Raw genomic sequence first — 26,990 nt, forward strand, 5'->3', positions numbered from 1 at the left:
TGTTCATTTTATACGTTTACGGTTTTGCTGATGTGGCGATAGTGAAGGATGGGCAATTTTATCTAAAATGGCCAAAATCACTTTCATCGTGCATAGAACGTGGATTGTGAAGGATACTAATGACAACAATGGTGAATTCCCCATTACAACAGGATTCATCGGAGTATCCTTCAAATCCTAGATGAAAGTGAGGGTATACAAGGCATGAAAGCAACCGGTATTGTTCGTCGGATTGACGACTTAGGCAGGGTTGTGATTCCGAAGGAAATTCGCAGAACATTACGCATTCGCGAAGGAGATCCGCTCGAAATATTTGTCGATCGCGATGGAGAGGTCATTTTGAAAAAATATTCGCCGATCAGTGAGCTCGGCGACTTTGCCAAGGAGTACGCCGAGGCGCTGTTTGACAGCCTCGGACAGCCGGTGCTCATTTGCGACCGCGACGTATTTATTGCCGTTGCCGGTGTTTCGAAAAAAGAATACATGAACAAAAGCGTCAGCCCGTTAGTGGAGAGAGCCATGGAAGATCGCAACTCCGTTCTCCATACGGAGGAGGGCGAGGTCGAGCTGGTCGACGGGATGACGGAAACGTTGAAGTCGTATACGATCGGCCCGATTGTGGCCAACGGCGATCCGATTGGAGCCGTCATCATTTTATCGCGCGAGAAAACGCTCGGCGAAGTTGAACATAAAGCAGTGGAAACAGCGGCCAGCTTTTTGGCCCGGCAAATGGAACAATAAATGGAACGCAAAAAGAGGGTGTCCCAAAAGATCGGGACACCCTTTTTGATCGGGCCGCACATTTATCGTTGATGGGAGAAGGTCGGGATCTTTTCCTTTCTGCTTTGTCTGCAATGGGGTTGCTATGTTGGTTGGTTCGCTCCCGTTCCGCTGGACTGAGGCCATGGCCGATGGGCGGCTCCCGCTTTTGTCTCATCGCCTGCATTGCGCTATAATATCGAGCGTAGCCGTTTGTTGCGGTAATGTTGACGGTTTGCGCGGCCAGTGCTCTTGATGGACTGTTCGCCATCTGGCGCCATACAACGGGAGGAGAAGAGGCATGGGAAACGTATGGAAAGGTGCAGCTGCCTTGACTGCTGCCACTTTGCTTACGAAGCTGTTAAGCGCGCTCTACCGCATCCCGTATCAAAATATGGTCGGGGATGTCGGTTTTTATATTTACCAACAAGTTTACCCCATTTATGGAATCGTTGTCGCGCTGTCGCTGACCGGTTACCCGGTTGCCATTTCGAAGCTCATCGCTGAGCGGCTGGCGGCGCGGGACGAGGCGGGCGCGGCCGCTGTCGGCCGCATCGCGCTGCTGCTGTTGGGCGGGGCGGGAGCGGTGCTGTTTGCCGTGTTATATATAGGAGCCGGCGCCATTTCGTCATGGATGGGCGACAGGCAGCTTGAAGGGTTGGTGCGGGTGCTTTCATTTTCATGCTTATTCTTTCCGCTCATTGCGGTGTTGCGCGGCGTTTTTCAAGGGCGCCATGACATGGCGCCGACGGCAGTGTCCCAAGTCGGCGAGCAGACGGTGCGTGTGACGGCGATTTTAGGGTTGTCTTATTGGGCGATCAAGCGCGGCGCTGACGCCTATGCGTGCGGCATGGCTGCGGTCGGCGGGACGTTGGCGGGCATGGCGGCCGCGCTTCTCATCTTGCTCTTTTATCTGGTCCGGCGCGGACGGCAAAAACCGGCCGGGCGTACGCCGCCCGGCTCGGTGCGACAGGCGGGATGGCATTTGCTTACAGTTGGAACGGTCATTTGTTTCACCAACATGGTGTTGACGCTTGTTCCGCTCGTCGACTCGTTTTTGTTCGTCCCGCTTCTCCAAGAAACCGGGCTGGAGTTGAATGAGGTGAAAGAGTTGAAAGGGGTGTACGACCGCGGCCAGCCGCTGATTCAGCTTGGCACGGCTGTCGGCACATCGCTTTCATTGGCGCTTGTTCCGTTCGTTTCCGGCATGCGGCGCGGGCGGGAGCTGTCCTTTCTGCACAGCATGCTGCCGATCCGGTTCGCCGCGGTCATCGGCGTCGGCGCTTCATCGGGGCTCATTTGCCTCATTCGCCCGATCAACACCATGCTGTTTGAAAACGACCGCGGTTCGTTGGTCCTTGCCGTCTTGTCCGCTTCTGTCTTTTTTGCGACGATGGCGTTGACTGCCTCCGCTTTATTGCAAGGAATGGGGAAAGAGTGGACAGCGGCGGCCGGCGTGGCGGCGGCTTTGGCAGGGAAAATCGTCCTTATGCGCTGGCTTGTGCCGTCGTTCGGCGCCCTTGGCGCCGCCTTGGCGACAACAGGGGCTTATGCGCTTATGGCAGGCTTCTTATACGTGCGTTTGCCGCGTGAATGCCGGTCAGCGCGCGCCCGAGTATGCATATATCCAATTGTGAAGGCGGCTGTCGCCATGATGGCGGTGCTGAAGTTGTATACATGGTTAATGGACGCTTCAGGCGGGGGACGCCTATGGGCGTCCGCCGAGGCGCTTGGCGGCGTCGTTCTCGGCGCGGCTGTCTATATCGCATGCATCGTGAGGGGGAGTGTATTTTCCGAACAAGAGTTGTCCGCTCTCCCGTTCGTTCACAAATTTCATTTACGATTAGGAAGCAGGTGATCAGCGGTGAATACGATTTATATTTTCGGCCTTGGCGCCGGGGATGTGGAGCAGCTGACGGTCGGCGTGTATCGAAAGCTAAAAAAGGCGCATCCACTTTTTTTGCGGACGAAGGAGCATCCGGCGGCCGAAGGGCTTCAAGAAGAGGGCATCGCGTTTACATCGTTTGATGATGTTTACGAAAAACATGAGCAATTTGCTGATGTATATGAAGAAATTGCCGGCACTCTCATCGAGCAGGCAAAACACGGGGATGTGTTTTACGCTGTCCCTGGCCATCCGCTTGTCGCCGAACGGACGGTGCAGCTGTTGTTGGAAGCGGAGCAACGCGGCGATTGCCGGGTGGTCATCGAGGGCGGGCAAAGCTTTTTAGATGCGTTGTTTACAGCGGTGCGCATTGATCCAATCGAGGGGTTTCAGCTGTTGGATGCGACCGCTTTCCAAGGGGACGAATGGTCGCCATCGCTGCATGCTGTCTTTTGCCAAGTGTACGACCCGTTCGTCGCTTCAAATGTGAAACTGTCGCTGATGGAACAGCTTCCGGACGACTATCCGGTCTATATTGTGACCGCGGCCGGGACGAAGAGCGAACAAGTGAAGCAAGTGCCGCTCTATGAATTGGACCGTCAGGCGGCGCTTGACAATTTAACGAGCGTCTATGTGCCGCCGGTCAAGGATGAGCCGCTGCTATACCATCGGTTTGAAACGTTGCGCCGCGTCATCGCGACGTTGAGAGGGCCGCACGGCTGCCCGTGGGACCGGAAGCAGACGCATGCGTCGCTGAAGCGGTACTTGCTTGAAGAGGCGTATGAGTTGCTTGAAGCCATTGACGATGATGACGATGACCATATGGTCGAAGAGCTCGGTGACGTGCTGCTGCAAGTGATGCTCCATGCCCAGATCGGCGCTGACCGTGGGATGTTTTCGATTGATGACGTCATCCGGACATTGACCGCGAAGATGATTCGCCGCCATCCGCACGTATTTGGCGATGCAACGGCTGAAACAGCTGAGCAAGTTACAGCGAACTGGGAAAAAATTAAGGAGAAGGAAAAAGGGACCGGCCGGCCAGCGTCGATTTTAGCGGATGTTCCAAAAAGCCTGCCGGGGACGATGCGGGCGTATGAGCTGCAGAAAAAAGCAGCAAACGTCGGCTTTGACTGGGACGATGCCGCTCCCATTTGGGAAAAGGTAGAGGAAGAAATGGCGGAGTTCCGGGCTGAAGCGTCGGGCGGCCGCCGCGCGGCGCTCGTCAGCGAGTTCGGCGACGTATTGTTTGCGCTTATCAACCTTGCCCGCTATTATGATATTCAGCCCGAAGAAGCATTGCAGATGGCGAACGACAAATTCGCCCGCCGCTTCGCCTACATTGAGGAGCAAGTGCGAAAAAGCGGCCGACCGATCACATCGTTCTCGCTCGCTGAGCTCGACCGCTTTTGGGAAGAAGCAAAAGAAAACGAACAGTAAGGGGGAAAGGGCATGCGCCTTGATAAATTTTTAAAAGTATCCCGCCTCATTAAACGCCGCACATTGGCAAAAGAAGTCGCCGACCAAGGCCGGGTGTGGATCAACGGCCACGTCGCGAAGGCAAGTTCAGATGTAAAAATCGGCGATGAACTGACGATTCAGTTCGGGCAAAAACGGGTAACGGTAAAAGTGACTAGCGTAAAAGAAACGGTGAAAAAAGAAGAGGCAGCCGAAATGTACGAGCTCGTTCGCGAGGAACGGACGGCCCCTGATCCGGATCAAGGCGGCGTTTAACGGATTTCCGAAAGACGTCTCCTATCTCAGGGAGCGCGAAGGGCGAAGCCTAGTGAATAGGGGGAAGTGAATTTCGGCCGGCAATCGCCAATTGAATATCATTCGGTTCTTGTTCGAACGGGCTCCTTCGGAACGAAGGGAAGCGTCAAGGATTCCTGTGCAGGGCTGCCGTTCAGCGGAGCACGCACAAGGCGCTGGAAGCCCCCGCCTCTAAGCGAAGCGCAGGCGGTGGGGGTTCACTTTGTCCTTAAGGCTTGTTCTAAACGATCCCCCGCTGACATACATATGGTACAGACAGCAGATGAGAAACAACGGGCGGCCTAGCCGGCTTTCATTCTAAATCGGAAATGCGGGGGATGAACATGAACCGACATGAGGAATTTGGCGGAAACACGAACAAAGGCCCGGTCCAAGAACACGACGTGATCATGCGCGGCCGGCGCCTCCTTGACATTACCGGGGTCAAACAAGTGGAAAGCTTTGACAATGAGGAGTTTTTGCTTGAGACGGTCATGGGTTTTTTGGCGATCCGCGGGCAGAATTTGCAAATGAAAAACTTAGATGTCGACAAAGGCGTCGTTTCGATTAAAGGGCGCATTTTTGACCTTGTTTACTTAGACGATCATCAGGAGAAGGCTAAAGGATTCTTTAGCAAGTTGTTCAAATGACCATCACCACACAGTTCCTCACCATGCTCGCGATGATTGGCATGGGGGGCTGGCTCGGCATGGCGCTGGACACGTACAATCGGTTTCTCAACCGGCGTGAACGGGCGCACTGGCTCGTTTTCGTGAACGATGTACTGTTTTGGGCGGTGCAGGCGCTTCTCGTATTTTATGTGTTGCTGCTCGTCAACAATGGCGAGCTTCGCTTTTATCTGTTTTTGGCGCTGTTGTGCGGCTATGCCGCCTATCAAAGCCTGCTCCGTTCGTTGTACGTTCGGGTGCTGGAATGGCTCATTCAGCTGGCGGTCAGAACCGGGAACATCATCGCCCAGCTGTTCCGTTACATCGTGATCCGCCCGCTCGTTCTTCTCGGGCAAATGGCGCTTGCGCTTCTTTTGTTTGCTTGGCGGCTTGTGATATGGACGGGACGATTTTTGTTGCTTGCGGTTTGGAAAGCCGTTGTTCTTCTGTTTGCCCCGTTTCGTTGGACGGGCATCGCCGTTTGGCGGCGGATTCCGCCGTCCCGCCGGGCTTGGGTGGAAAAATTTTTTCGCCGTTTGAAGGGATTTGCTGGACAAATCAAGAATACACAAGAGAAAATAGGCATGTGGCTTGCGAAATGGCGAAAGTAAAAGAGGTGCAAAGGCAATGAACATGCCCAGGAGAACAAACGTGACGAAGCTGGCATCGACGTATGCGGCCGAGCAGGAGGAGAAACAGCGGAGGGCGTCGCGAAGACGGCGAATTTTGGCCATCCGTTTTGCCTTTTGGTCGTTGCTGTTGGCCGTGGTCGCCTCCGTCCTTGTCTATGCTTTGCACCTGCAGGCAAAGACGGTTGACGCGAAAAGGGCGGAAAAAGAAAGGTTGACCAAACAGCTTGCGGAACTGGAACGCCAGGAAAAGCAGCTGAAAGAGGAAATGAAAAGGCTGCATGATGATGACTACATCGCTGAGCTGGCGCGAAAAAAATATTATTTGTCAAAGGATGGGGAAATTATTTTTGTGTTGCCCGAAAAGTAACAAATCCCTCCAATGCCCGTTCAATACGGGCATTCGTCATATTGACACTTATTTTTTTTATTCGCTATAATGAAAGCAACACCATCTTTAAAGCGTTTTAAGGAGGAGCACTTTTTTTATGTCGATTGAAGTAGGCAGCAAGTTACAAGGCAAAGTCACAGGCATTACGAAATTCGGGGCGTTTGTGGAGCTGCCGGAAGGTGTGACAGGACTCGTTCATATCAGCGAGGTAGCCGATAACTACGTCAAAGATATCAACGACCATTTGAAAGTCGGCGACACGGTGTATGTAAAAGTCATTAACGTCGGCCAAGACGGAAAGATCGGCTTGTCCATTCGCAAAGCAAAGGATACGCCTTCTTCGCAGCGGCCGCGCCGGGCGCACGACCGCTCTGCGGCTGACAGCTTAGAGCAAAAAATCAGCCGTTTCCTGAAAGAGAGTGAAGACCGATTGGCGTCGCTGCGCCGCCATACCGAATCGAAGCGGGGAGGTCGTGGAGCGAGACGCGGGTAACTTGCTGCTGAATGAATGCCGGAAAGATGACGAATAGGGGGACAACAAAGCATCCATGGTCATGGATGCTTCTTTGTTGGGTTTGGCGAAAGAAAGGGTGTATTTTCCTGAACGATACATATTGACAATCGGTATGGGCTCCAGTATTATATTAACTGTTGCCACACGGCGGTGTAGCTCAGCTGGCTAGAGCGTACGGTTCATACCCGTGAGGTCGGGGGTTCGATCCCCTCCACCGCCACCAAAATTCAATATGGCCCGTTGGTCAAGTGGTTAAGACACCGCCCTTTCACGGCGGTAACACGGGTTCGAATCCCGTACGGGTCATCATCATTGACGAACGAGCATGCGCCATGAAGCGACATGCTCGTTTTTCGTTTTTGTCTGCTTCTGTCGGAACAAAAACGTTGCCTGCACATTGTCGGGAAAAACGTCGAACGATTTTTTATTTTTCTCCGTTATTTTGACAAATTTTTGGCAATTTCAAATATATAATAGGGGGTAATAGAAAAGCAAAGGAGAGGATCGGGAATGGAAAGAGTAGAAAGAGGGACGGTGCGCCGCATTTCGGAAGTGCCGATTCATGACACGCAAGCAACCGTATCGCGTTGGATACGCCATGTGAAGCTGCGCCTTGGCCACTTGTTCGTCCATCAAGGATTTTTGCTTCTTCTCGTCGGCTTTTTGCTTGGACGAGCACTCATTTTGGCGAAGCTGACCCCGTTTGCGCTGCCGTTTTTCGTTTCCGTCTATATGTTGCGCCGTGACAAGGCGGCCTTTGCTTTGATTGCCCTAATGGCCGGCGCGTTGACACTGTCGTTCGATGTTTTGCTGTTTGTCGGCGTTTCCATTTTCGGCTTTCTCTTTATTTACGGATGGGTGCGCAGGGTGATCAGCGAATCGTTAAAAATCGTCCCGTTCGTCGTCTTTGCGGTCTCATTGGCAGCGAAATGGCTGATCTCCTACTACTGGGTCGGGGAGCGGACGGTTTACGGGACGGCCATGGCGGTTGTCGAAGCCGGGCTTTCGCTTGTGCTTACACTGATTTTTATGCAAAGCATCCCTTTGCTGACGGTCCGGAAACACAAACATGCCTTGCGGGCTGAGGAAATCATTTCATTGATTATTTTGCTTGCCTCGATGTTGACAGGGATGATCGGTTGGTCGGCGTATGGCTTGTCGCTTGAGCATGTGATGTCGCGTTATCTCGTGCTGCTGTTCGCATTTGTCGCCGGGGCGGCGACCGGTTCGACTGTCGGAGTGGTCACCGGCCTCATTTTGAGCTTAGCGAACGTCGGCAACTTGTCGGAAATGAGCTTGCTTGCCTTCGCCGGGCTGCTCGGTGGGCTGCTTAAAGAAGGGCGAAAGCTTGGGGTCGCGTTCGGGCTTATCGTCGCGACGTTGTTAATGGGTTTATACGGGAATGGAAAGGCGGAGCTTGTGCCGACGTTGCTTGAATCAGGCATCGCCATTGTGCTGTTTTTGTTCACGGCCCGCTCCTTGACAGAGAAAATCGCCAAATACATTCCGGGTACGGCCGAATATATCAATGAGCAGCAACAATACGTCCGCAAAATTCGCGACGTGACCGCCCAGCGCGTTTCACAGTTTTCGAACGTCTTCCAAGCATTGGCAGAAAGTTTTTCACCCGAACCATTGTCAGATGACAGTGAACATCAGGAGCGCGAAGAAGACTACTTTCTTGGCGATATTACGGAGCAAACGTGCCAAACGTGTTTCAAAAAGGCCCAGTGCTGGGTGACAAACTTTAGTACAACCTATGCGTATATGAAGCGAATGATGCATGAAGCCGAAGAAAAAACATTGGCGCACAACCATCAGCTGCTGCGCGAATGGGAGCGCCATTGCGTAAAAGCAGGCAAAGTCGTTGACGCGATGGAAAAGGAGATGGTCATTTATCAGGCGAATCGCAAACTCAAACAGCAAATTTATGAAAGCCGAAAACTCGTCGCCGAGCAGTTGCTGGGCGTTTCCCAGGTGATGGACGATTTCGCCAAAGAAATGCAAAAGGAACAGGAAAACCATTATTTGCAGGAAGAGCAAATTTACCACGCTTTGCAAGAGTTTGGCATCGAAATCGGCCACGTCGATATTTACAGTTTGGAAAAGGGAAATATCGATATTGAAATGAGCATTCCGTATTGCGAGGGGCGCGGCGAGTGCGAAAAACTGATCGCGCCGATGCTGTCGGACATTTTAGGAGAAACAATTGTTGTCAAGCGTGAAGAGTGCGCCGCTTACCCGAACGGCTACTGCCGTGTTGCCTTTGGTTCAACCAAAGCGTTTGTCGTGGAAACGGGAGTCGCGTTTGCGGCTAAAGGGGGCGAGCTCATTTCCGGCGACAGCTATGCGACGATTGAGCTCGGCACCGGCAAATATGCGGTTGCCATCAGCGACGGCATGGGCAACGGCGAACGGGCGCACTACGAAAGCCGCGAGACGCTGCGCCTGCTGCAAAAAATTTTGCAGACAGGGATGGACGAATCGATTGCCATTAAATCGATCAATTCGATCCTGGCGCTGCGGACGACAGAGGACATGTATGCGACGCTCGATTTGGCCATCATCGACTTGCAAAACGCCGCGACAAAGTTTTTGAAAATCGGGTCGACGCCGAGTTTCATCAAGCGGGGCAACAAAGTGATCAAGGTAGAGGCGAGCAACTTGCCGATGGGGATCCTTAAAGAGGTCGAATTTGATGTCGTCAGCGAACAGTTAAAATCGGGCGACTTGCTCATCATGATGAGCGATGGGGTGTTTGAAGGGCCGATGAACGTAGAGAACCATGATGTATGGATGAAGCGAAAAATTCAAGAGTTAAAAACGAACGACCCGCAGGAAGTCGCCGATTTGATCATGGAAGAAGTGATCCGCCAATGCGGCGGGGAAATTGAAGACGATATGACGGTCGTTGTCGCGAAAGTGCGGCACAACACGCCAAAATGGGCGACGATTCCCGCGTATATGTATATGAAAAAGGCGCAGTAATGCGCGTATAAAAATGTTCCCTGGCGGCGATGATGGTAATACTTATTCGCCAAGGAGGGGAACGAACATGCGGAAGGGAACGTTGCGGCAAATTTTGTTGATTACGGACGGCTGCTCAAACCATGGCGAGGACCCGGCTGCGATGGCGGCATTGGCTCGCGAACAAGGCATTACAGTGAACGTGATCGGCGTGTTGGATCAAGACACGATTGACGAAAACGGACGGCGGGAAATTGAAGCGATCGCTGCCGCCGGCGGCGGCATGAGCCAAATCGTGTACGCGAAACAGCTGTCGCAGACGGTGCAAATGGTGACGCGCCAGGCGATGACGCAGACGCTGCAAGGGCTCGTCAATCGCGAGTTGAAACAAATCTTTGGTTCTGACGTTTCGCTTGAGGACTTGCCGCCGGACAAGCGCGGCCAAGTGATGGAAGTCGTCGATGAACTTGGGGAAACGGCCGCACTTGATGTGCTCATCTTAATCGATACGAGCGGAAGCATGAAGACGAAACTGCCGATGGTCAAAGAGGCGCTCCTTGACTTGTCGCTCAGTTTAAACGCGCGCATGGGCGAAAATCGCTTTTCTGTGTTTATTTTCCCGGGCAAACGGAATTACGCTGAGAAAATGATGGATTGGACGCCGAAAATTGAAGAGCTGTCCACCATCTTTCCAAAGCTTTCATCAGGCGGGCTGACGCCGACCGGACCGGCGTTGCGTGAAGCGATGGCCTATTTCGGCCGCAATCGGTCGCTAAGGAGTTGGATTCATGATGGCGATGAGCCATACATCGAAGGATCGTCTTGGTAATCTTCCGCCCGGCACGGTCATCACTGGCAAATGGCACGGCCATTCGTACCGGTTGCTGCGTCGGCTCGGCAGCGGGGCGAACGGCGTCGTCTATCTGGCGGAGAGCGGCCGCCGCCGCGTTGCGCTGAAACTGAGCGACGACTATGCGTCGCTAGCCTCGGAAATGAATATATTGCGCCGTTTTGCCAAGGTCCAGGGAGCCGCCCTCGGGCCTTCTTTGCTGGAAGCCGATGATTGGCAAAGCCCGTTTGCCCGGAGGGTGGTTCCGTTTTATGCCATGGAGTACATTGAAGGGGAGCAGTTCTCCGCTTTCGTCCGCCGGCGCGGAAAAGAATGGGCGCCGGTGCTGCTTATGCAGCTTTTGTCTGTGCTCGGACGGCTTCATGAAGAAGGATGGGTATTCGGTGATTTGAAGCCGGACAATTTGATCGTCACCGGGCCGCCGCCGTCCGTCCGACTGTTGGATGTCGGGGGGACGACGATGCAGGGGCGGGCGATCAAAGAGTTTACCGAGCTGTATGACCGCGGCTATTGGGGGCTCGGGTCGCGCAAAGCAGAGCCGTCGTACGATTTGTTTGCGGCGGCGATGGTGATGATTGCCGCCTGTTATCCGGGGCCGCTCGAGAAAAAAGGGAACGGGAGGGCGCAACTTTTGTCCATCATTGAAACGGATCGTTTTTTAGCCCAATATAAAGAAGTTTTGCAAAATGCGCTTGACGGCCGGTATGCGAAGGCCGAGGACATGCGCCGCGACTTATTGGCTGCCTCTTCCCGCCGCGTGGCGGCACACTATGAGGTCAAGACAGCAGCGGCCGCACCGAACCGCCGGTCGGGGCGGCGGGCCGCCAAGCGCCGCAAAACGGGCAGGATTGCCGAAACGGTGCTGATCGCTGTCTTGCTGCTTGGCGCGTACGGTTTTTATATATACTGGCATCTGTCGATGTAACCTAGTAAAATAAAGAAACGGAAGTTTTGAGAAAATGGGGCGGTCGTGTTACGATGAAGCTAAAAGAGGGTAAAGAGGGTTTCGGCGATGATGGATAAAGTGCGCGCCTTTATTGACAGGCACGGACTGCTTTCAAAAGGGGCGACAGTCATTGTCGGCGTTTCCGGGGGCCCCGACTCGCTTGCTCTGCTGCACGTGTTTCTTTCGCTTCGCGATGAGTGGAAGCTTCGCCTTGTAGCGGCCCATGTCGACCATATGTTTCGCGGGCGGGAATCGGAAGAGGAGATGGAGTTTGTGAAACATTTTTGCGCCGAACACCGTATTTTATGTGAGACGGCGCAAATCGACGTTCCCGCTTTCCAGCGCCGCACGGGCCTTGGCGCCCAAGAGGCGGCGCGCAACTGTCGATACCGCTTTTTTGCCGAACTGGTGAAAAAACATCAAGCCCAGTATGTCGCTGTCGGCCATCACGGCGATGACCAAGTCGAGACGATTTTAATGCGGCTTGTGCGCGGCAGCACAGGAAAAGGATATGCCGGTATCCCCGTCAAGCGGCCGTTTCACGGCGGGTATCTCATCCGCCCGTTTTTAGCCGTCAGCCGGGCGGATATCGAGGAGTATTGCGAAAAGGCAGGGCTCGCCCCGCGCCGCGATCCAAGCAACGAAAAAGACGACTACACGCGCAACCGGTTCCGCCGCTATATTATTCCGTTGCTGAAACAGGAAAATCCGCGCTTGCATGAGCGATTTCAACAATATAGTGAAATGATGGCGGAAGATGAGCAGTTCTTGGAGGAATTGGCAATCGACGCGCTGAATAAAGTAATGGAAAAACAATATAATGAAGTTGTGTTGCATCTCCGCCCGTTTCTCGCATTGCCTCGGCCGTTGCAGCGTCGGGTGTTGCAGCTTTTGCTGCTTCGCCTTTACGACGCCGTTCCGGCGGCGTTGACTTTTGTACATATCGGTCATATACTGATGCTTTGCGAACGCGCCCGCCCTTCCGGACAAATTGATTTGCCAAAAGGGCTCAAAGCGATCCGCTCGTATGACCGCTGTTTGTTTACGTTTGGCGTCCAAAGCGGCGCTCCAAGCTATCAGCTTGACTTGCCGGTTCCAGCGCTATTGCCCCTCCCAACCGGTGGTGCAATCGTGAGTGAATTTAGGGAACACTATCCGAAGGGACGGCTGGGAAACGATTCGTTTGTGGTTGACCCCGATGCGGTGTCCCTTCCGCTTCGCGTGCGGACGCGCCGCGAGGGCGACCGGATGGTGCTGAAAGGGACGGGAGGCACGAAAAAAATTAAAGAGATTTTCATTGAAGCCAAAGTTCCGCGGACGGAAAGGGATGGCTGGCCGATCGTCGAAGATGCCGACGGCCGCATTCTCTGGGTGCCCGGGCTGAAAAAATCGGCTTTTGAAGCCGAAGACCGCGGGCAAGCCCGTTATATCCTGCTCCATTATGAGGCGATGAACAGCTAGGAGGAAAAAAGATGGGAATGAAAGACGATATTCAAAAAGTGTTGATCACTGAGGAGGAAATTCAGGCGAAAGTCAAAGAACTCGGCGGCTTGTTGACGAAAGAGTATGAGGGGCGTTTTCCGCTCGCCGTCGGCGTCCTCAAAGGGGCGATGCCGTTTATGGCCGATTTGCTCAAACATATCGATACATACTTGGAAATGGATTTTATGGATGTGTCAAGCTACGGCAATGCGACTGTTTCATCCGGTGAAGTGAAAATTGTCAAAGACTTAAATACATCGGTTGAGGGCCGCGACATTTTGATCATTGAAGACATTATCGACAGCGGGTTGACGCTCAGTTATTTGGTGGATTTGTTCCGCTACCGGAAAGCGAATTCGATTAAAATCGTCACCCTCCTTGACAAGCCGTCGGGCCGGAAGGCGGATATTCAGGCTGATTACACTGGATTTACCGTCCCCGACGAATTCGTTGTCGGCTATGGCCTCGATTATGCTGAAAAATACCGCAACCTCCCGTTTATCGGCGTCTTAAAGCCAGAAGTGTACCAAAAGTGAAGCGATTGTCGTGCACCGGCCGAATTGTTTGTATTTAAGCAAATTTCTATGCTAGTATTGAGTATAGTGTGTTTCATATGGGAGGAGGCAAGAAATGAACCGGATTTTCCGCAACACCATCTTTTATTTGCTGATTTTCCTCGTCGTGATCGGCGTCGTCAGCTTTTTTAACGGCACGAACCAGCGGACTGAGCCGATGACGTACGATGCGTTTATCACTCATCTGGAAAACGGGGACGTTGAGTCGTTTTCCATTAAGCCGGAGCGCGGCGTATATGAAATCAAAGGCCGATTGAAAACATACAATGAAGGTCAGTATTTTTCCGCTTATGTCATGAACAGCGACAAAGTGCTGGACCGCATTGATGCAGCGGCGGCACGGACGCGGGTGGAAGTTGTGCCTGCGGATGAAACGAGCGGATGGGTGACGTTTTTCACTTCCATCATTCCGTTTGTGATTATGTTTATTTTGTTTTTCTTTCTGTTGAATCAGGCGCAAGGCGGCGGCAGCCGGGTGATGAATTTCGGCAAAAGCCGGGCGCGGCTGTATACGGATGACAAGCGGAAGGTCCGTTTTCGCGATGTGGCTGGAGCGGACGAGGAAAAAGAAGAGCTCGTGGAAATTGTTGAGTTTTTGAAAGATCCGCGCAAATTCGCCGAACTCGGCGCCCGCATTCCAAAAGGGGTGTTGCTTGTCGGGCCGCCGGGGACCGGGAAAACGTTGTTGGCGCGCGCGGTTGCCGGGGAAGCGGGCGTGCCGTTTTTCTCGATCAGCGGGTCGGATTTCGTAGAAATGTTCGTTGGGGTTGGCGCTTCGCGCGTGCGCGACTTGTTTGAAACAGCGAAAAAGAACGCACCGTGCATCATTTTCATCGACGAGATTGACGCCGTCGGCCGCCAGCGCGGCGCCGGCCTTGGCGGCGGCCATGATGAGAGGGAGCAGACGCTCAACCAGCTGCTTGTGGAAATGGACGGTTTTAACGGCAATGAAGGCATCATCATTATTGCGGCAACAAACCGGCCGGACATTTTAGACCCGGCGCTGTTGCGCCCGGGCCGCTTCGACCGGCAGATTACCGTCGACCGGCCGGATGTGAAAGGGCGCGAAGCGGTGTTGCGCGTGCATGCCCGCAACAAGCCGCTCGATGAGTCGGTTGATTTGAAGGCGATCGCCATGCGCACGCCGGGATTTTCCGGCGCCGATTTGGAAAACTTGTTGAACGAGGCGGCGCTCGTTGCAGCGCGCCGCAACAAAAAGAAAATCGACATGAGCGACATCGACGAGGCGACCGACCGCGTCATTGCCGGACCGGCGAAAAAAAGCCGCGTCATTTCGGAAAAAGAGCGGCGGATCGTCGCGTTTCACGAAGCTGGGCATACGGTCATCGGCATGGTGCTTGCCGACGCGGAAATGGTGCATAAAGTGACGATCGTTCCGCGCGGCCAAGCCGGAGGCTATGCGGTCATGCTGCCGAAAGAAGACCGGTACTTTATGACGAAAGCCGAATTAATGGATAAAATCACCGGCCTGCTCGGCGGGCGCGTCGCCGAGGAAATCGTGTTCAACGAAGTGAGCACGGGGGCCCACAACGATTTTCAGCGGGCGACAAACATCGCGCGCCGGATGGTGATGGAGTTCGGCATGAGCGAAAAGCTTGGTCCGCTGCAATTCGGCCAACCGAGCGGGCAAGTGTTTTTAGGACGCGACTTGCATAATGAGCAAAATTACAGCGATAAAATTGCTTACGAAATTGACTTGGAAATCCAGCGCATCATTAAAGAGTGCTACGAAAAGGCGAAGCAGATTTTAACGCAGCACCGTGACAAACTGGATCTAATCGCCACAACGTTGTTGGAAGTCGAAACGCTTGATGCGGAACAAATTAAACATTTATTTGAGCACGGCACGCTGCCGCCCGACCGCAAAGGCCGCGATGAAGCAGGCAAGGGCGACATCGACGTGAAAATCAATATTCAAAAGAAAGAGGAGTAATCGATGTCTCTATTCAGAGGCATCTTTTTTTTAGCCGCGGCCCCGTAGGTTGGCGCTGTTTTTTTCCGCGGGAAAGTCAAGTATGATATGATAGAGAAAGGAACTTATTGAAGAAAAGTGGGGAATGAGGCCATGATTTTTGTGTTGGACGTCGGCAACACCAATACCGTGTTGGGGGTTTATGACGGCGATGAATTAAAACACCATTGGCGCATCGAGACGAGCCGGGCGAAAACGGAAGACGAGTATGGCATGACCATCAAGGCGCTCTTGAGCCATGTCGGCTTGCAGTTTTCCGACATCCGCGGCATCATCATTTCTTCGGTTGTGCCGCCGATTATGTTTGCCCTTGAACGCATGTGCTTAAAATATTTCCACGTAAAGCCGCTCGTTGTCGGACCGGGCATTAAAACCGGGCTGGACATTAAATACGATAATCCGCGCGAAGTGGGCGCCGACCGGATCGTCAATGCGGTCGCGGGCATCCATTTGTACGGCAGCCCGCTCATTATTGTCGATTTTGGCACGGCGACGACGTATTGTTATATTAACGAACATAAACAATATATGGGAGGGGCTATTGCCCCGGGAATTATGATTTCGACGGAGGCGCTGTTTGCGCGGGCAGCAAAATTGCCGCGCATTGAAATCGCCCGTCCGGACGATATCATCGGCAAAAATACAGTCAGCGCCATGCAGGCCGGCATTTTATACGGATATGTTGGACAAGTGGAAGGCATCGTGTCGCGCATGAAGGCGAAAAGCAAAGTTCCGCCGAAAGTCATCGCCACTGGCGGCCTTGCGCCTCTCATTGCCGGCGAATCGGACGTGATCGATGTCGTGGATCCGTTTTTGACGCTGACAGGCTTAAAATTGTTGTACGAGAAAAACACCGAGAAAAAAGGATGAAGGGTTTGGTGAAGATGGGAGATTACTTAGTCAAAGCGCTCGCCTATGACGGACAGGTGAGGGCGTATGCGGCAAGGACGACGGAGACGGTGGCGGAAGCGCAGCGCCGCCATCAAACGTGGCCGACCGCCTCGGCGGCGCTCGGACGGGCGCTGACGGCCGGCGTTATGATGGGAGCAATGTTAAAAGGGGATGAAACGTTGACCATCAAAATTGATGGCGGCGGGCCGATCGGCACGATTTTAATCGACAGCAATGCCAAAGGGGAAGTGCGCGGCTATGTGACCAATCCGCACGTGCATTTCGAGCTGAATGAACACGGGAAACTCGATGTCGCGCGGGCGGTCGGCAAAAACGGGATGCTGACGGTCGTCAAAGACCTCGGGCTGCGCGACTTTTTCACCGGTCAAGTGCCGATCATCTCGGGGGAGCTCGGTGAGGATTTCACCTATTATTTCGCTTCTTCCGAGCAAATCCCGTCGTCCGTCGGCGTCGGCGTGCTCGTCAACCCCGATTACACGATCCGGGCCGCGGGAGGGTTTATCATTCAATTGATGCCTGGAACGGAAGAACAAACGATCAGCCGCATTGAGGAGCGGTTGAAACAAATTCCGCCTGTGTCGCGCATGATTGAAAACGGCCTAACACCGGAGCAAATATTGGAACAATTAGGCGGCGGCGTCCGGGTGTTGGAGACGATGCCGGTGTCATTTGTCTGCCGCTGTTCGCGCGAGCGGATCGCGGATGCGCTCATCAGCCTGGGGCCAGGGGAGATTCAAGATATCATCGACAAGGAAGGGCAGGCGGAAGCGTCATGCCATTTTTGCAATGAAACATACCATTTTGCGAAAGAAGAGCTCGAACAGCTGAAGCAACTTGCCGAAAAACGGTGAAAACGCGAAAATGATTGACAATTTCACTAATAGCTGATACATTGGAAATAAATTCGATAAAATTAATCGGGATTAGGGGTGGAACCATGGCACGCACAGTCAATTCTGTAACGGAACTGATCGGCGATACACCAGCCGTGAAATTAAATCGTATCGTCGATGAGGACAGCGCTGATGTTTATGTAAAATTGGAGTTCATGAACCCGGGCAGCAGCGTCAAAGACCGGATTGCATTGGCGATGATTGAGGCGGCGGAAAAAGAAGGGAAACTGAAGCCAGGCGATACGATCGTCGAACCGACAAGCGGCAACACCGGAATCGGGCTGGCAATGGTCGCGGCGGCGAAAGGATACAAAGCAGTGTTGGTCATGCCGGATACGATGAGCTTAGAGCGCCGCAACCTGTTGCGGGCGTATGGAGCTGAGCTGGTGCTCACGCCGGGCGCTCAAGGAATGCGTGGTGCGATCGAAAAAGCGGAAGAGCTCGTTCGCGAGCATGGCTATTTTATGCCGCAGCAATTCAAAAACGAAGCCAACCCGGAAATTCATCGTTTGACAACGGGCAAAGAAATCGTCGAACAAATGGGCGACCAGCTTGACGCGTTTGTGGCCGGCATCGGGACGGGCGGAACGATCACAGGCGCCGGCAAAGTGTTGCGTGAAGCGTATCCAAACATTAAAATTTATGCGGTTGAGCCGGCTGATTCGCCGGTCTTGTCGGGCGGCAAACCGGGCCCGCATAAAATTCAAGGAATCGGAGCCGGATTTATCCCGGATATTTTGGATACAAGCATTTACGATGAAGTCATTACCGTCACAACCGACGAAGCGTTTGCGGCTGCCCGCCGCGCCGCCCGCAAAGAAGGCATCCTTGGCGGCATTTCGTCCGGCGCTGCCATTCATGCGGCGTTGAAGGTGGCGAAAGAGCTCGGCAAAGGGAAAAAAGTGCTTGCCATCATCCCGAGCAATGGGGAGCGCTATTTGAGCACGCCGCTTTACCAATTCGAAGACTAAGCAGCTTTACTTTCGGCAGGGGTGACCCTGTCGAACTTTTTTATGTTTATGGGTGATATGAGCGCCGACTCATTGTACAATAAGGATAATGATGAGCGTCGTAAAGGGGTTGGCTGTGATGAAACAAAGACGAAGGCGGCTGAAGCGGACCATTCATTACAGCGGGCGGGATTGGTTTTATCAGTATGAGCAACTGGCATACGGCCGGCGGCACCACGTGTTGCTGGAGAGCGGACAAGGGGGAAGATACAGCATCATCGGCCTCAATCCGAGCGGGATCATTCGTGCCGCCGGGCATCAGCTGTCCATTATCTATCGTGGAAAAGAAACGGTGCTGAACGGGCCGCCGCTCGAGTTGCTGCAGCAATGGTTTTCACAACGTGTGGCGCCGGGGGAGGGGGAGCCGCTCCCGTGCCAAGGCGGGTTGGTCGGCTATATCAGCTATGACGCCGCTCGTTATATCGAACGGCTTCCATCGCTGGCTGTAGATGATTTGCAGCTGCCGTCTATGCAGTTTTTTGTATTTGACGATGTGGCGATTTACGATCATCAAACCGATCGCCTTCATTTGCTCGCTTATGCAGATGAAGGGGAAGAAGGAGAAGCGGAGCGGCGGTTGGAGATGTATGAACGGCTGTGGCTTGAAGAGCGAAGCAGCCCGCCGGTTTGGCCGTCCGTTGTCTCATCGGCTTGTCCATCGGTTTCCATGACAAAGGAGCAGTTTATGGAAGCGGTCCGCCGCGTTCAACATTATATTGCAGCGGGCGATGTGTTCCAAGTCAATTTGTCGGTGCGCCAGTCCCGTCCGCTGTTGACCCACCCGTTCGCTGTGTACAAACAACTGCGGACCATTAACCCGTCGCCGTACATGGCGTATGTGCATACCCCTGAATGTCAAATTGTCAGCGGTTCGCCGGAGCTGCTCGTCCGCAAGCAGGGAGAACGGCTGGAAACACGCCCGATAGCCGGAACCCGCTCGCGCGGACGCACGGAAGCGGAAGACGGGCAAATCGCCCGCAAACTGCTAGCCAGCGAAAAAGAGCGGGCCGAGCACGCCATGCTCGTTGATCTTGAGCGGAATGACCTTGGGCGTGTCTGTGTCTATGGGACGGTGCGTGTCGATGAGTGGATGACGGTGGAAAAGTATTCGCATGTGATGCATATTGTTTCCCACGTATCCGGCATCATGGCTCCGGAACATGATGCGTTTTCTGTTATTCGTGCGATGTTTCCCGGCGGAACGATCACCGGTGCTCCGAAAGTGCGGACGATGGAAATCATCGAAGAATTGGAGCCGGTTCGCCGCGGTTTGTACACCGGTTCGATCGGCTGGATCGATTTTCAAGGGAATATGGAGCTAAACATCGCCATCCGCACGATGGTTGTGAAAAACGGGCTGGCCCATGTGCAAGCAGGCGCAGGCATTGTCATCGATTCCAACCCGGAGCACGAGTACAAAGAATGTTTGAAAAAAGCCGCTGCCCTCTGGAAGGCGAAAGAGCTGAGCGAAGCAGAGACTTTATTTCAGAGCATGAGGTGAGAAGGATGATCGTCATGATCGATAACTATGATTCGTTTACGTACAATTTGGTGCAATATTTAGGGGTTTTAGGCGAAGAGCTGCTCGTAAAGCGGAACGACGAAATTACGGTGGACGAGATTGAGCGGCTTCATCCCGATTTTATCATGATTTCCCCCGGCCCATGTACACCGAATGAGGCGGGAATCAGCTTGGCCGTTATCGATCGCTTCGCCGGCCGCATCCCGATTTTTGGCGTCTGCCTCGGCCATCAGGCGATCGCCCAGGCGTTTGGCGGCCGCGTCATCCGTGCCCCAAGGCTGATGCACGGGAAAACGTCGTCCGTTTACCATGACGGGGAAACGATTTTCCGCGGCGTGCCAAGCCCGTTTACAGCGACGCGCTACCATTCCCTTATCGTTGAGAAAGAGACGCTTCCAGACTGTTTCATCGTGTCGGCTTGGACGGACGAAGACGAAGTGATGGCCATTCGCCATAAAACATTGCCAATCGAAGGAGTACAGTTCCACCCGGAGTCGATTATGACCAGCCATGGGATGCAACTGTTGAAAAACTTTATCAACACGTATAAAAAGGCGTGACAGTCATGTACGTGTATATCAACGGCGCGGTCGTTCCGCGCGAAGAAGCGCAGTTATCAGCGTTTGATCACGGCTTTTTATATGGGCTTGGCTTATTTGAAACATTCCGCACGTATAGCGGCCACCCTTTTTTGCTTGACGATCATTTGGCCCGATTGAACAAAGGGCTGTCTGAGCTTCACATCGAAAGGCAGTTCGGCCGCGCCGAAGCGGTGGCGATCATCGAGCAGTTGCTCGAGGCCAATGGCTTGCGCGACGCTTATGTGCGCTTCAATGTATCGGCCGGGGTCGGCGATCTCGGCTTGCCGATCGAACGTTACCGAAACCCGACCGTCATCGTCTATATGAAGCCGCTGCCGCCATCCGCCCCTCCAGAAGGGAAAGAAGGGGTCGTTTTAACAACGAGGCGGAACAGCCCTGAAGGCGATGAACGGTTAAAATCGCATCATTATTTAAACAATATAATTGGAAAGTGGGAGCTTGGCCGCCGTGTGGATGTGGAAGGCATTTTTTTAAATCGGGACGGGCAAGTAGCCGAGGGAATCGTTTCGAATATTTTTTGGGTCAAGGACGGCGTTGTCTACACCCCGGCGCCGTCTGTTGGCATATTAAACGGCGTTACGAGGCAGTTCGTCATCGCCTTGCTCGAACGGCTTCATATCCCGATTAAAGAGGGAGCGTATCCCCTGTCCCATTTGCAGGAGGCTGATGAGGTCTTTATTACGAATTCACTGCAGGAAATTGTGCCGCTTCACCGCATCGGCCGCCGCTCTTATAGCGGAAAACATGGCCCGGTGACCTGTTCGCTGCAACATCATTACCGCCGCTTTACCGATACATTATGGACGAGGAACGAACTGAAAGAAAGGATGAACGAATGATGGCAACGATGACGCGTTCCTTTGTATTAAAATGCCGCGGGCATGAGCTGGATTTGCGCCAAAAAACGTTGATCATGGGCATTGTCAATGTGACGCCTGACTCGTTTTCCGACGGCGGCCGGTTTTATGAAGTGGAAAAAGCGGTCGAGCATGCGAAACGGCTCGTGGCGGAAGGAGCCGACATCATTGACATCGGCGGTGAATCAACTCGTCCGGGGGCGGATCCAGTGCCGCTTGATGAAGAGCTACAGCGCGTCATTCCGGCAGTCAAAGCGATCGCCGATGCGGTGGACGTGCCGATTTCCGTCGACACGTATAAAGCCGAGGTCGCAAGGCAGGCCATTGAAGCGGGAGCGTATATCATCAACGACGTTTGGGGCGCCAAAGCCGATCCGGATATGGCCCACGTCGCCGCTTCGTACGGAGTGCCGATCATTTTAATGCACAACCGTCACGATATGGCATACCGCGATCTCATTTCCGACATGATCGCCGACTTGAAGGAGAGCATCCGTATTGTCAAACAGGCGGGAGTAAAAGAGGAAAACATTATTGTAGATCCGGGGATCGGATTTGCCAAAACGGTTGAACATAACCTGGAAGTGATGCGGCGTCTCGATGAGTTTGCTGCTTTGGGATACCCACTTTTGCTTGGCACATCGCGCAAACGGTTTATCGGCCATGTGCTCGATGTGCCGGTTGAGGAGCGGGTCGAAGGAACGGGGGCGACGGTTTGCCTTGGCATCGTGAAGGGGGCGCATATCGTCCGCGTCCATGACGTATTGCCGATCGCCCGCATGGCGAAAATGATGGATGCGATGCTCGGGAAAGGAGAGAGCGGCCATCGATAAAATTTATATTCAAGGTATGGAATTTTACGGTTATCACGGAGTGCTCCGAGAAGAAAACGTCCTCGGCCAGCGGTTTTTGGTCGATGTGGCCCTTGAGCTCGACTTGCGCCCAGCCGGCCGGAGCGACCGTCTCGAGCATACGGTGAACTATGCGGAAGTATACGAGCGCTGTCGGACGATCGTGGAAGAGAGGACGCTCGCCTTGATCGAAGCGGTTGCCGAGGCGATCGCGGATGAGCTGCTTGCCGCTTTCCCCGCCGTTCAGCGGTGCACGGTGAAAGTAATCAAGCCGAATCCGCCCATTCGCGGCCATTATCAGCATGTCGCCGTTGAAATCTACAGGGGGCGGTAAGATGGAAAACATTGCGTATATTGCTTTAGGTTCCAACCTTGGAGATCGTGCGTACTATTTGCGTTCAGCCGTCGCGGCGCTTCATCGCCATAAGGGAATTTTTGTCACATCGGGTTCGTCCATCTATGAAACCGACCCGGTCGGTTACGTCAACCAAGACAAGTTTTTAAACATGGTGATTGAGGTGGCGACCGCTTTGTCGCCATTTGCTTTGTTTGACGTGACGCAACAAATCGAACAGGAATTTGGCAGGAAAAGGGAAACTCGCTGGGGGCCGCGCACGTTAGACCTTGACATTTTGTTGTACAATCATGAAAATATTGAAACAGAGCGACTTGTCATTCCGCATCCGCGCATGGCGGAGCGGGCGTTTGTTTTAATCCCGTTGCTCGAGATCAATTCCCATTTGACAATACCGAACGTTTCGGAACCGTTAGCAGACATTATTGACCGACTACCCGACAAAAAAGGAGTTCGTGTATGGAAGCAGAAAGATGGGGAAGACGTATTCGCGCTTTTCGAAAGCTGAAAGGATATACACAAGAAAAGTTGGCCAAGGAACTCGGCATTTCCGTTTCGATTCTCGGCGAAATTGAACGGGGGAACCGGATGCCGTCCGACACGCTTGTCGGACAGATCGCCGAGCGGCTGAACGTATCGGTTGAGGAGCTGGCACCGCCAAAGTTCGAATCAAACAGGTAGAAAGGAGGCGTTTTTATGTTTCGCATTGGTGATGTGGAAATTCAAAACCGTGTCGTCCTTGCGCCGATGGCAGGCGTGTGCAATTCGGCTTTCCGCCTGACCGTAAAGGAGTTCGGCGCCGGTCTTGTATGCGCAGAGATGGTGAGCGATAAAGGAATCGTATACAACAATGAAAAGACGTTAAATATGCTCTATATCGACGAACGCGAAAAGCCGCTCAGCTTGCAAATTTTCGGCGGTGAAAAGGAAACACTTGTCAAAGCAGCGAAATTTGTCGACAAAAATACAAATGCCGATATTATCGACATCAACATGGGCTGCCCAGTGCCGAAAATTACGAATTGCGATGCCGGAGCGAAATGGCTCCTCGACCCGAACAAAATTTACGATGTCGTCGCCGCCATTGTCGACGCCGTCGAAAAACCCGTCACGGTCAAGATGCGAATCGGTTGGGATGACCAACATATTTACGCCGTTGAAAACGCCCAAGCGGTCGAACGCGCCGGCGGCAAAGCCGTCGCCGTCCATGGACGGACAAGGGTGCAAATGTATGAAGGGAAGGCGAATTGGGATATCATTAAGCAAGTCAAAGAGGCCGTCAACATTCCAGTCATCGGAAACGGTGATGTCAAAACGCCGCAGGATGCCAAGCGGATGCTCGAAGAAACTGGGGTTGACGGCGTGATGATCGGGCGGGCGGCGCTCGGCAACCCGTGGATGATTTATCGCACGGTCCGCTATTTAGAAACAGGGGAGCTCATTCCCGAACCGACCCCAAGGGAAAAAATCGATGTCTGCCTGCTGCACTTGGACCGTCTGATCGCCCTTAAAGGCGAGGATATTGCGGTGAAAGAAATGCGCAAGCACGCGGCTTGGTATTTAAAAGGCATCCGCGGGGCGGCGAAAATCCGCAACGCCATCAACGAGTGCGAGACGCGGGACGAATTGGCCGCGCTCTTGCTTCAAGTCGCCGAAGAAGCGGAAAGCCGGGCGGCGAACGCCGAAGCCGTTTAACGGATTTCGGAAAGAAGTCTCCCACCTCAAGGAACGCGAAGGGTGTAACCCAGTGAGTAAGTGGGAGATGAATGTCGTTTGGCGTTAGCCAACGAATAGGATAGAATATGGCTAGAACGGACACCTTCGGAACGAAGGGAAGCGTAAAGGGTTCTGGTGTGTGGCTTACCGTTCGGCGAACACGCACAAGTCGCTTGAAGCCTCCACCTCTAAGCGAAGCGTAGGTGGCGGGTAGTTCACACAACGGAGATGACGTTCATGCAGCGGAAGACTGCCAGCGGGTGCTGGCAGTATTTTTCGTAAAAAATCGCTAAATGGAGTGAATGAGGTATGAGCCATGAAGAATTGAACGACCAACTGCGCGTCCGCAGGGAAAAGCTGAAAAAAATTGAGGAATTGGGTGTCGATCCGTTTGGCAAACGGTTCGAGCGCACGCATAAAGCGGAAGAGCTGTTTGAACTGTACGGAGATTTGTCAAAAGAGGAACTCGAAGAGCAACAAATCGAAGTCGCCGTCGCCGGCCGCATCATGACAAAGAGAGGCAAGGGAAAAGCGGGCTTTGCTCACATCCAGGACGTGACGGGACAAATTCAAATTTACGTCCGCCAAGACGATGTTGGCGAACAGCAATACGAGCTGTTTAAAATCTCCGACCTCGGCGACATCGTCGGCGTGCGCGGCACGATGTTTAAAACAAAGGTCGGCGAACTTTCGATCAAAGTATCGTCGTATGAATTTTTAACAAAAGCGCTGCGTCCGCTGCCGGAAAAATACCACGGCTTAAAAGATATCGAGCAGCGCTACCGCCAACGCTACCTCGATTTAATTATGAATCCGGAGAGCAAAAAGACGTTCATCACCCGCAGTCTCATTATTCAATCGATGCGCCGCTATCTTGACAGCCATGGCTACTTGGAAGTCGAAACACCGATGATGCACGCCGTAGCAGGCGGTGCGGCGGCGCGCCCGTTCATTACGCATCATAATGCGCTCGATATGACGCTGTATATGCGGATCGCCATCGAGCTGCATTTGAAACGGCTCATCGTCGGCGGCTTGGAAAAAGTGTATGAAATCGGGCGCGTTTTCCGGAATGAAGGCATTTCCACCCGCCATAACCCGGAGTTTACGATGCTCGAATTGTACGAGGCGTATGCCGACTTCCGCGATATCATGAAATTAACGGAGAACTTGATCGCTCATATTGCCACGGAAGTGCTTGGCACAACAAAAATCCAGTACGGCGAACATCTTGTCGACTTGACGCCTGAATGGCGGCGCCTCCATATGGTCGATGCGATCAAGGAATATGTCGGCGTCGATTTCTGGCGGCAGATGAGCGACGAAGAGGCGCGGGAGCTGGCCAAAGAACACGGTGTCGAAGTCGCGCCGCACATGACGTTCGGCCATATCGTCAATGAATTTTTTGAACAAAAAGTAGAGGATAAACTGATCCAGCCGACGTTCATTTACGGCCACCCGGTCGAAATCTCGCCATTAGCCAAGAAAAACCCAGACGACCCGCGCTTTACCGATCGGTTTGAGCTGTTCATCGTCGGGCGCGAACATGCGAACGCCTTTACGGAACTAAACGACCCGATCGATCAGCGTCAACGGTTTGAGGAGCAGCTGAAGGAGCGCGAACAAGGAAACGATGAAGCGCACGAAATGGACGAAGATTTCCTCGAAGCGCTCGAATACGGCATGCCGCCGACGGGCGGACTCGGGATCGGGGTCGACCGGTTAGTCATGCTTTTGACCAATTCACCGTCCATTCGCGATGTATTGCTCTTCCCGCAAATGCGCCATAAATAACCACGATCGTCCCCTGTTGCGAACAACGGCAGGGGACAGTTTGTTATGAGAACTCGATTCAAGAAAAAGCCGGCTGCTGCCAGCCCCTAAGAAGGCCGGTGAAAAACAACGGATTCGTTTGGTTTTTGAGAAATCGAAAGGAACGAAGTTATAGTGTTGCAAAGTTTCTCAATTTGCCGCCCGTCCTAGACAAATGGAAAGATCTAAACCGGAAAATCGTTGATCATTACTATCGTCTTGGCAAATCATATTTGCATCATACACCACTCGCATTTGCCTATAACACGTACCAACGCTAATTTTCGTTCGACGATTGACTTTTAGTCATAGAATGTATATAATGAGCAATGTTGTTTTTGAGAACAAAACAAAAAACGAAATGAGTTGACAAGCTTTCTTCAGTGTGTTATATTATGATAGCACGTGAGACGTCAATAATGACGCACAAAAGGATATTGACAAGCAAACAAATTTGATTATAATGTAACTTGTCTGTTCTGTTGACTGCCTAGTGATGATAGCGGAGGGGAAACACCCGTTCCCATCCCGAACACGGAAGTTAAGCCCTCCAGCGCCGATGGTAGTTGGGGCCAGCGCCCCTGCGAGAGTAGGTCGTCGCTAGGCAACAGCGTGGAGGATTAGCTCAGCTGGGAGAGCACTTGCCTTACAAGCAAGGGGTCGGCGGTTCGATCCCGTCATCCTCCACCATTTATATACCATGAGCCATTAGCTCAGTAACGAGCGTTGCATCTTCGAGTTCGCTGCGAGTTGCCCCGACGCACTTGACTTCTTCGAATAAGCTTGTAGAGGAAGGGGCAGGTAGAGTGAAATGAAGCTTAGAGTGTTATCCTAACCATGAGCCATTAGCTCAGTAGGTAGAGCAACGAGCGATGCATCATCGAGTTTGCTGCGAGTTGTCCCGACGCATCTTGCATCTTCGAATACGCTAGCAGAGGAAGGGACATCAATATCCTAGGGTGTTATCCAACTCATGAGCCATTAGCTCAGTAGGTAGAGCATCTGACTTTTAATCAGAGGGTCGGAGGTTCGAGTCCTCCATGGCTCAC

The 26,990-nt window shown here is 53.1% G+C and carries 26 protein-coding genes, 4 tRNA genes and 1 rRNA gene; all 31 read left to right on the top strand.

Annotation, left to right across the window (positions count from 1 at the left end; genetic code table 11):
* Positions 1-204: 204 nt before the first annotated feature.
* Entirely contained in the window at positions 205-741 is a 537-nt protein-coding gene (gene spoVT, locus CV945_RS06175) for a stage V sporulation protein T (RefSeq protein ID WP_033014196.1), read from the top strand.
* A 319-nt stretch (positions 742-1,060) separates the two neighbouring features.
* On the top strand, positions 1,061-2,617 hold the full coding sequence (locus tag CV945_RS06180) for a putative polysaccharide biosynthesis protein (RefSeq protein WP_094239412.1): 1,557 nt from the start codon (positions 1,061-1,063) through the stop codon (positions 2,615-2,617).
* Between the two features lie 6 nt (positions 2,618-2,623).
* Positions 2,624-4,084, top strand: coding sequence for a bifunctional methyltransferase/pyrophosphohydrolase YabN (gene yabN, locus CV945_RS06185; protein WP_033008979.1), 1,461 nt, complete (start codon positions 2,624-2,626; stop codon positions 4,082-4,084).
* A gap of 12 nt (positions 4,085-4,096) precedes the next feature.
* A complete protein-coding gene (locus CV945_RS06190; protein WP_033008978.1) occupies positions 4,097-4,378 on the top strand; it encodes an RNA-binding S4 domain-containing protein in 282 nt (93 codons plus the stop codon).
* Positions 4,379-4,740: 362 nt separating this feature from the next.
* Positions 4,741-5,046: a sporulation protein YabP gene (gene yabP / locus CV945_RS06195; protein WP_033008977.1), complete on the top strand. Its 306-nt coding sequence runs from the start codon at positions 4,741-4,743 to the stop codon at positions 5,044-5,046.
* Complete coding sequence (yabQ, locus tag CV945_RS06200; protein WP_033008975.1) at positions 5,043-5,675, top strand: spore cortex biosynthesis protein YabQ; 633 nt, start codon at positions 5,043-5,045, stop codon at positions 5,673-5,675. The genes yabP and yabQ overlap by 4 nt, the downstream gene beginning before the upstream one ends.
* A gap of 16 nt (positions 5,676-5,691) precedes the next feature.
* A complete protein-coding gene (locus CV945_RS06205) occupies positions 5,692-6,063 on the top strand; it encodes an FtsB family cell division protein (protein ID WP_033008972.1) in 372 nt (123 codons plus the stop codon).
* Between the two features lie 118 nt (positions 6,064-6,181).
* The gene (locus CV945_RS06210; RefSeq protein ID WP_033008971.1) at positions 6,182-6,577 is read left to right on the top strand and encodes a S1 domain-containing RNA-binding protein; all 396 of its coding nucleotides are present in this window, start codon (positions 6,182-6,184) and stop codon (positions 6,575-6,577) included.
* Between the two features lie 167 nt (positions 6,578-6,744).
* Positions 6,745-6,821 (top strand) — tRNA-Met (locus CV945_RS06215).
* An 11-nt stretch (positions 6,822-6,832) separates the two neighbouring features.
* Positions 6,833-6,904 (top strand) — tRNA-Glu (locus CV945_RS06220).
* A gap of 204 nt (positions 6,905-7,108) precedes the next feature.
* Positions 7,109-9,586, top strand: a complete 2,478-nt coding sequence (gene spoIIE / locus CV945_RS06225; protein ID WP_100659374.1) for a stage II sporulation protein E — start codon at positions 7,109-7,111, stop codon at positions 9,584-9,586.
* Positions 9,587-9,599: 13 nt separating this feature from the next.
* Complete coding sequence (locus tag CV945_RS06230; protein ID WP_080706498.1) at positions 9,600-10,394, top strand: vWA domain-containing protein; 795 nt, start codon at positions 9,600-9,602, stop codon at positions 10,392-10,394.
* A complete protein-coding gene (locus CV945_RS06235; protein WP_033009022.1) occupies positions 10,357-11,340 on the top strand; it encodes a protein kinase domain-containing protein in 984 nt (327 codons plus the stop codon). Before CV945_RS06230 ends, CV945_RS06235 begins: the two co-directional genes overlap by 38 nt.
* 87 nt (positions 11,341-11,427) lie before the next feature.
* Positions 11,428-12,822, top strand: coding sequence for a tRNA lysidine(34) synthetase TilS (gene tilS, locus CV945_RS06240; RefSeq protein ID WP_033008967.1), 1,395 nt, complete (start codon positions 11,428-11,430; stop codon positions 12,820-12,822).
* Between the two features lie 11 nt (positions 12,823-12,833).
* On the top strand, positions 12,834-13,379 hold the full coding sequence (hpt, locus tag CV945_RS06245) for a hypoxanthine phosphoribosyltransferase (protein ID WP_012820458.1): 546 nt from the start codon (positions 12,834-12,836) through the stop codon (positions 13,377-13,379).
* 94 nt (positions 13,380-13,473) lie between these two features.
* A complete protein-coding gene (gene ftsH / locus CV945_RS06250; RefSeq protein ID WP_100659375.1) occupies positions 13,474-15,372 on the top strand; it encodes an ATP-dependent zinc metalloprotease FtsH in 1,899 nt (632 codons plus the stop codon).
* 132 nt (positions 15,373-15,504) lie between these two features.
* A complete protein-coding gene (locus CV945_RS06255; protein WP_033009019.1) occupies positions 15,505-16,281 on the top strand; it encodes a type III pantothenate kinase in 777 nt (258 codons plus the stop codon).
* Positions 16,282-16,295: 14 nt separating this feature from the next.
* Positions 16,296-17,174 (top strand): Hsp33 family molecular chaperone HslO, encoded by an 879-nt coding sequence (hslO, locus tag CV945_RS06260; protein WP_033014188.1) that lies wholly within the window; start codon positions 16,296-16,298, stop codon positions 17,172-17,174.
* Positions 17,175-17,260: 86 nt separating this feature from the next.
* Entirely contained in the window at positions 17,261-18,187 is a 927-nt protein-coding gene (cysK, locus tag CV945_RS06265) for a cysteine synthase A (protein WP_100659376.1), read from the top strand.
* Positions 18,188-18,305: 118 nt separating this feature from the next.
* Positions 18,306-19,727, top strand: a complete 1,422-nt coding sequence (gene pabB, locus CV945_RS06270) for an aminodeoxychorismate synthase, component I (protein ID WP_033008962.1) — start codon at positions 18,306-18,308, stop codon at positions 19,725-19,727.
* Positions 19,728-19,732: 5 nt separating this feature from the next.
* The gene (gene pabA, locus CV945_RS06275) at positions 19,733-20,308 is read left to right on the top strand and encodes an aminodeoxychorismate/anthranilate synthase component II (RefSeq protein WP_100659377.1); all 576 of its coding nucleotides are present in this window, start codon (positions 19,733-19,735) and stop codon (positions 20,306-20,308) included.
* Positions 20,309-20,313: 5 nt separating this feature from the next.
* Positions 20,314-21,189 (top strand): aminodeoxychorismate lyase, encoded by an 876-nt coding sequence (pabC, locus tag CV945_RS06280; protein WP_100659378.1) that lies wholly within the window; start codon positions 20,314-20,316, stop codon positions 21,187-21,189.
* Positions 21,186-22,040, top strand: a complete 855-nt coding sequence (gene folP / locus CV945_RS06285; RefSeq protein ID WP_100659379.1) for a dihydropteroate synthase — start codon at positions 21,186-21,188, stop codon at positions 22,038-22,040. The genes pabC and folP overlap by 4 nt, the downstream gene beginning before the upstream one ends.
* The gene (gene folB, locus CV945_RS06290; protein ID WP_287136198.1) at positions 22,033-22,392 is read left to right on the top strand and encodes a dihydroneopterin aldolase; all 360 of its coding nucleotides are present in this window, start codon (positions 22,033-22,035) and stop codon (positions 22,390-22,392) included. The genes folP and folB overlap by 8 nt, the downstream gene beginning before the upstream one ends.
* 1 nt (position 22,393) lies before the next feature.
* Positions 22,394-22,921 carry a 2-amino-4-hydroxy-6-hydroxymethyldihydropteridine diphosphokinase gene (gene folK, locus CV945_RS06295; protein ID WP_033008956.1) on the top strand — a complete coding sequence of 176 codons (528 nt, stop codon included), beginning with the start codon at positions 22,394-22,396 and terminating at the stop codon, positions 22,919-22,921.
* Positions 22,873-23,094, top strand: a complete 222-nt coding sequence (locus CV945_RS06300; protein WP_033008955.1) for a helix-turn-helix domain-containing protein — start codon at positions 22,873-22,875, stop codon at positions 23,092-23,094. The genes folK and CV945_RS06300 overlap by 49 nt, the downstream gene beginning before the upstream one ends.
* Positions 23,095-23,109: 15 nt before the next feature.
* On the top strand, positions 23,110-24,108 hold the full coding sequence (dusB, locus tag CV945_RS06305) for a tRNA dihydrouridine synthase DusB (protein ID WP_100659380.1): 999 nt from the start codon (positions 23,110-23,112) through the stop codon (positions 24,106-24,108).
* Positions 24,109-24,438: 330 nt separating this feature from the next.
* Positions 24,439-25,923: a lysine--tRNA ligase gene (gene lysS / locus CV945_RS06315; RefSeq protein ID WP_033008952.1), complete on the top strand. Its 1,485-nt coding sequence runs from the start codon at positions 24,439-24,441 to the stop codon at positions 25,921-25,923.
* Positions 25,924-26,430: 507 nt separating this feature from the next.
* A 5S ribosomal RNA gene (gene rrf, locus CV945_RS06320) occupies positions 26,431-26,547 on the top strand.
* An 8-nt stretch (positions 26,548-26,555) separates the two neighbouring features.
* A tRNA-Val gene (locus CV945_RS06325) sits at positions 26,556-26,631 on the top strand.
* Positions 26,632-26,916: 285 nt separating this feature from the next.
* Positions 26,917-26,989: transfer RNA gene (locus CV945_RS06330), tRNA-Lys, on the top strand.
* Position 26,990: the final 1 nt, after the last annotated feature.

This window comes from Geobacillus sp. Manikaran-105 (assembly GCF_002809955.1).
Classification (GTDB): Bacteria; Bacillota; Bacilli; order Bacillales; family Anoxybacillaceae; genus Geobacillus; species Geobacillus thermophilus.